The organism is Thermoflexus sp., assembly GCF_042408365.1.
Lineage (GTDB): Bacteria > Chloroflexota > Anaerolineae > Thermoflexales > Thermoflexaceae > Thermoflexus.
This window is the reverse complement of record NZ_JBHOQJ010000010.1, coordinates 1-5,676: the sequence shown is the minus strand read 5'-3', so window position 1 is coordinate 5,676 and position 5,676 is coordinate 1. Positions and strand designations below refer to the sequence as shown.

5 protein-coding genes are annotated in these 5,676 nt (G+C 64.1%); all 5 read left to right on the top strand.

Features of this window, described 5'->3' with window-relative positions; genetic code table 11:
• Window positions 1–72 precede the first annotated feature (72 nt).
• The 5 genes from murJ (at window position 73) to ACFMO5_RS00350 (ending at window position 5,622) form a co-directional block, all read left to right on the top strand.
• Window positions 73–1,596 (top strand): murein biosynthesis integral membrane protein MurJ, encoded by a 1,524-nt coding sequence (murJ, locus tag ACFMO5_RS00370; protein ID WP_376790788.1) that lies wholly within the window; start codon window positions 73–75, stop codon window positions 1,594–1,596.
• Between the two features lie 113 nt (window positions 1,597–1,709).
• Window positions 1,710–2,792 carry an inositol-3-phosphate synthase gene (locus tag ACFMO5_RS00365; protein ID WP_376790787.1) on the top strand — a complete coding sequence of 361 codons (1,083 nt, stop codon included), beginning with the start codon at window positions 1,710–1,712 and terminating at the stop codon, window positions 2,790–2,792.
• Window positions 2,782–3,678: a lysophospholipid acyltransferase family protein gene (locus ACFMO5_RS00360; protein ID WP_376790789.1), complete on the top strand. Its 897-nt coding sequence runs from the start codon at window positions 2,782–2,784 to the stop codon at window positions 3,676–3,678. The genes ACFMO5_RS00365 and ACFMO5_RS00360 overlap by 11 nt, the downstream gene beginning before the upstream one ends.
• 314 nt (window positions 3,679–3,992) lie before the next feature.
• Window positions 3,993–5,147, top strand: coding sequence for a glycosyltransferase family 4 protein (locus tag ACFMO5_RS00355; RefSeq protein ID WP_376790786.1), 1,155 nt, complete (start codon window positions 3,993–3,995; stop codon window positions 5,145–5,147).
• 22 nt (window positions 5,148–5,169) lie between these two features.
• The gene (locus ACFMO5_RS00350) at window positions 5,170–5,622 is read left to right on the top strand and encodes a KTSC domain-containing protein (protein WP_376790785.1); all 453 of its coding nucleotides are present in this window, start codon (window positions 5,170–5,172) and stop codon (window positions 5,620–5,622) included.
• Window positions 5,623–5,676 lie beyond the last annotated feature (54 nt).

Below are 5,676 nucleotides of genomic sequence, written 5' to 3'. Positions count from 1 at the left end.
CCGGGCGCCAAAGGCGCCCGGCCCACCCCCAAACCACCATGAGAGGACTCGCGGTGATGGGAAGAGAAGGCGATGAGCCCCCTTCGCTTGATCGCCCGAGCAGCCACTTTACTGACGGCCGCCTATCTGGTGAACGGCCTGCTGGGCCTGCTTCGTCAGATCCTGATTTACGGGGCTTTCGGAACCAGCTGGGAGCTGGATGCCTACTGGGCCGCCTTTCGGATCCCCGATCTGCTGTTTACCCTCCTGGCCGGGGGCGCGTTGGTCTCCGCTTTCCTGCCCGTCTTCACCGCCCACCTCGCTCGAGAGGAGAAGACCTCCGCGTGGCGGCTCGCCAGCGCGGTGTTGACCACTGTGGCCCTCGTGGTGAGCGGATCCTCGGTGCTCGCTGGCCTGGCCGCCCCCCTTCTGGTTCGGCTTCTGCTAGCTCCCCAGGTTCCTCCTGCCCAGCAACAGCTCACAGCCTCCCTGATGCGGATCATGTTGATGACCCCCACCGTATTTGGAATCAGCGGCATGGTGATGGGGATCCTTCAGGCCCATCAGCGATTCCTCTGGACCGCCCTGGCGCCCATCATGTACAACCTGGGGATCATCATCGGGGTCCTGTTTCTGGCTCCTATCGGTGGGGTGTATGGATTGGCCTGGGGGGTTGTACTGGGAGCCTTCCTCCACTTCCTGATCCAGATGCCGGGCTGGCGGCAGGTCCGCGGGCGCTACTGGCCCCACCTGGGGTGGAACAATCCGGATGTCCGAGAGGTGGTCGCCCTGATGATCCCCCGGATGCTGGGCCTGGCGGCGATTCAGGTCAATTTTCTGGTGAACACCCGCCTGGTCTCCGGTTTGGGCGCTGGCTATCTGGCCGCCCTGAACCTCGCATGGCAATTGATGCTGCAACCCCAGATCGTGCTGGCCCAGGCCGTCGCCACCGCAGCCTTTCCTACCTTTTCGACGCTGGCGGCTCGGGAGGAGCGCGCCGCGCTGCGTCGGACCCTGGGGGAGACCTTGGGGATCCTGTTGGGGGTCACGTTCCCGATCGCCATCGGGATGTTCCTTCTGCGCCGACCCCTGATCGCTGCTCTTTTCCAGCGAGGGGCCTTTGGGGCGGCCTCCACGGAATGGACGGCCCAGGCCCTACAGTTTTACGCCCTGGGCTTGCCGGCCCATGCCGGGGTGGAATTGCTGGCACGGACGTTCTACGCGCTCCATGACACCCGGACCCCTGTGGGGGTGGGGGTGGGCGCCATGGCCCTGAACGTCCTCCTGAGCTTGGCCTGGATCGGCCCGCTGGGCCACGGCGGGGTCGCTTTGGCGAACACCGTGGCGACCACGCTGGAAGGAGTTGTCCTGCTGATGCTCCTGGCCCGGCGGCTGGAAGGCTTGGAGCTGGCTCAATGGGGGCGGACGGTGGGCCAAGCCGGCGTGGCCACCCTGGTGATGAGCCTCGTGCTGTGGCCGCTCCTCCCCTGGGTGACCACCCATGGATGGCCTGGCTTGCTGGCCGCCGGACTGCTGGGCGCGGGGGTCTATGGGCTGGCGCTTCACGGCCTGGGCGTCCCTTGGATCCGCTGGATGCTCGACAGGGCTTTTGGATAGAACCTTCAGGAGCATTGAGCCGGCGCCTCGCCCTCCCACGATGGCTTTACCGGATTGCACCCTATCGATTAAAGTTGATAGGAAAAGTCTCACCCTTCCAAGGAGGTCCCACCGTGGCTGAACGCAAAGTGCGGGTCGCGATCATCGGCGTCGGGAATTGCGCTTCCGCCTTGGTCCAGGGCGTATGGTATTACCGGGACGTCCCCGACGACGCCTTCGTCCCCGGCCTGATGCACGTACGGCTGGGGCCTTATCACGTGAGGGACATCGAGTTCACCGCCGCCTTCGACATCGATGTGAACAAGGTGGGCAAAGATCTCTCGGAAGCGATCTTCACCCCACCCAACAACACGCTGAAGTTCGCAGATGTGCCCAGGCTGGGGGTGAAGGTCTACCGGGGCATGACCCACGATGGGATCGGTCGTTACCTTTCCGGCGTCATCCGCAAAGCCCCGGGCCCGACGGATAACATTGTGAAGATCCTGAGGGATACCGGCACCGACGTGGTGGTGAACTTCCTGCCGGTGGGCAGCGAAGAGGCCACCAAGTGGTATGTGGAGCAAGTGCTGGACGCCGGCTGTGCCTTTGTGAACGGGATCCCGGTCTTTATCGCCCGGGAGCCCTACTGGCAACAGCGGTTCGAGGAGGCAGGCGTCCCCGTCATCGGGGATGATGTGAAATCCCAAGTGGGCGCCACGATCTTGCACCGGGTATTGACCCAGCTGTTCATCGAGCGGGGTGTGAAGGTGGAGCGGACCTATCAGCTGAACTTCGGGGGCAACACGGACTTCCTGAATATGCTGGAGCGGGAACGGCTGGAATCCAAGAAGATCTCCAAGACCAGCGCGGTGACCAGCCTGATCCCCTACGACCTGCCGCCGGAGAACATCCACATCGGCCCCAGCGACTACGTGCCCTGGTTGCAGGATCGCAAGTGGTGCTACATCCGGATCGAAGGGACAACCTTCGGCGGGGCGCCCATCCATCTGGAGGCGAAGCTGGAGGTGTGGGATAGCCCGAACTCGGCAGGGGTGGTGATCGACGCGGTCCGTTGCGCCAAGATCGCCCTGGACCGCGGGATGAAGGGCGCCCTGATCGGCCCGTCCGCTTACTTTATGAAGTCGCCTCCGAAGCAATTCCCGGATCACATCGCGCGGCAGATGGTGGAGGATTTCATTGCCGGACGTGGGGGCTGAAGCGCTCGCCTGGGCGGTTTACGGGCTCTTCCGAGGCGTCGGGGCGGCAGCGCGCGCGCTGCCGCCCCCTTTCGCCTATCGGCTGGCCGCTCATCTGGCCGACGTCTGTTACCCGCTCCTGCCCTCCACGGCCGGCCTGCGGGACAACCTGGCACACATCCTGGGGACATCCTCCGAGGATCCCACCGCGGATCACGCGGCGCGGCGCGCCTTCCGGCTACTGTGGCAGAACTATGTGGATCTCTTCCAAGCTCCCTGTCGTCCCCCCTCCCGCTGGTTCCAATTCATACGCATCGAGGGGTGGGAACACCTGGAGGATACCTGGAGGATCGGGAAGGGCGTCATTGTGGTCAGCGCCCATTACGGCCGTATGGAGTGGGGCATGCAGTTCTTGGGGGCGAGCGGGCTCCCTGCCCTGGTGGTTGCAGAGGCGGTCCATCCCCCTGCGATGTTCCGGTATCTCTGTCGCTTGCGCGGGGCCCATGGGCTCCGCTTGATCCCTGCCAACGGGGCCTTGCGCGAGATCTTCCGAACCCTTCAGGGCGGGGGGATCGTCGCGCTGGCCCTGGATCGAGACACCACAGGGAGCGGTCGGGTGTATCCTTTTTTCGGGAAGGCCGCCTGGCTGCCCGATGGCTACGCCGAGCTGGCTGTCCGCCGGGAGGTCCCAGTGGTCCCCGCCTTCGCCCGATGGGAGGGCACCGGCGTTCGCCTCCGGATTTGGCCTCCCCTCTGGCCCGCTGGGAAATCCGGGAAGGCCCGGGAGGATCTGGTCGCCCAGGTCCTGGCGATTTTCGCCCAGGTCCTTCAGGAGGCCCCGGACCAATGGGTGCTGACCACGCCGATTTGGCGGATCCCCCATCGCTCCTCCGGCGCTTCCCGCTAAGGGAGCATGAAGCTTCGGTCTTTTTTATCCCCTTTGTGAAGAAGTCAGGCGCTAAAGCGACCTGCTTTAAACAAATGATTGTCAGAGAGATAAAATGAAAATGGGACGAAGGCGCATTCCATTGCTCATCTGGTTTCACTTCCTGCCCCACTGAAGGCCTTCCCCCTCCTGATGGACGATGGCTCAGGGGCCCCGCTCATGGGCCGCAATGGGAGGGGGTAAGGCGTGTGAAAGGACGGCATGTGGGGAGGGAAGCCCTTCAGAGGCGCGCCTCTGTTCCATCATCCCTGAAAGCGGGAAAAGGGCAGCTACCGATGCGCATTGCCCTGGTTTCCCCTTATGATTTCGCTGTGCCAGGGGGAGTCAACAACCACATCGCGCACCTGGCGCGGAGCCTGCAACGCCTGGGCCATGAAGCGCACATCATCGCTCCCGCCTCCGATAACCGTGCCAGCGGGGACGGATTCATCAACGTCTCCGCTTCGGTGATCGCTTTCCCTTTCGCCGGGTCGATCGCCCGGATCACCCTGTCACCTCGTCTCTACCGCCGGATCAAGACCATCCTACAATCCGGCGCCTACGACGTCCTTCATCTGCACGAGCCATTAACCCCAGCCCTTCCCCTTGCGGTCCTACGGCATCGGGATCTCGTCCCCCATGCGATCGCGGTGGGGACCTTCCACGCCTATCGGGAGGTCAGCCGCACGTATTACTACGGGAAGCCGCTGTTGCGCCGCTTCTTCAAGCGGCTGGACGGGTGCATCGTGGTCTCCGAGGCGGCCCGGCAGTATCACATGCGTTACTTCCCCGCGGACTACGTGGTGATCCCCAATGGGATCGATTACGCCCGCTTCGCCGATCCGGATCTGCGCCCACCGGAGCCCTTCGCCGACGGCCGCCCGACGGTCCTCTTCGTCGGGCGGCTGGAGCGGCGCAAAGGGCTCCGGTACTTGCTGGAGGCCTTCGCCCGGGTGCAGGCCAGCTGTCCGGAGGCCCGGTTGTTGGTGGTGGGCGCCTTCGGCAAGACAGAAAAAGCTCCTTACGTGGCTCAGGCCTGGGCGCTCCGTCTGCGCAATGTCCGCTTCATCGGGTACGTCCCGGATGAGGAGCTGCCGTGCTATTACCGGGCCGCCACCGTCTTCTGCGCCCCCTCCATCGGCATGGAGAGCTTCGGCATCGTGCTTCTGGAGGCCATGGCGGCTGGCGTCCCGGTCGTGGCCACCGACATCCCGGGCTATAACGAGGTGGTGGAGAACGGCGTCCAGGGCTTCCTGGTCCCGCCCGAAGATCCGGAGGCGCTGGCGGATGCCCTGTTGCGAGTGCTGAAGGATCCCGCCCTTCAGGCATCCATGGGCGAGGCAGGCCGCCGTCGCGCCCGGCAATATGACTGGGATGAGATCGCCCGGCGCGTGGTGGCGTTTTATGAGGAAGTCCGGGAACGGGTGCGGCGCGGCGTGAGAGGCGTTTAATCCTCTTCCGAGGAAGAAAGCCATGGAGGCGATTTACGACCCGACGACGGATGAGCTGCAGCTGCGGCTGAAACCGCGCGGGGAAACCCAGCAGCCGCCTGGCGCGCCCCCGCTTTCGTTCCAACTGGAGCTTCGGGACGATCAGGTGATCCTGATCCTAAAGCCGCTCCAGGCGGGCTGGCTCCCCTTCCTGCGATCGGTCGCGATGGCCCCCGAGCGGCCGGGGGAGGAACCGTCATGGCGGAGCGTGCAGTCCAGCATGATCAGCGCCGTTCGCTATCATGAAAACCATCAGATCCTGGAGGTCGCATTCAACAAAGGGATCTATCTCTACTTCGGCGTCCCCCGCGAGGTTTTTGAGGGGCTCTTGCGTGCCGAATCGAAGGGGCGCTACATGCGCCAGCAGATCATCGATCGCTATCCTTGGGTTAAGAAGAGCCGGCTGTGCCTTTCACCGGCACAGGCTCAGGAGTAGTGCTTCATTCGTCTTTTGTTTGGAGGATATGGGATGGTGAGGGCTGATGGCCCC

Excerpts from the sequence above, each read along its gene's own strand:
- ACFMO5_RS00355 (WP_376790786.1), top strand. The coding sequence starts at position 3,993 with ATGCGCATTGCCCTGGTTTCCCCTTATGATTTCGCTGTGCCAGGGGGA.
- ACFMO5_RS00350 (WP_376790785.1), top strand. The coding sequence starts at position 5,170 with ATGGAGGCGATTTACGACCCGACGACGGATGAGCTGCAGCTGCGGCTG.
- murJ (WP_376790788.1), top strand. The coding sequence starts at position 73 with ATGAGCCCCCTTCGCTTGATCGCCCGAGCAGCCACTTTACTGACGGCC.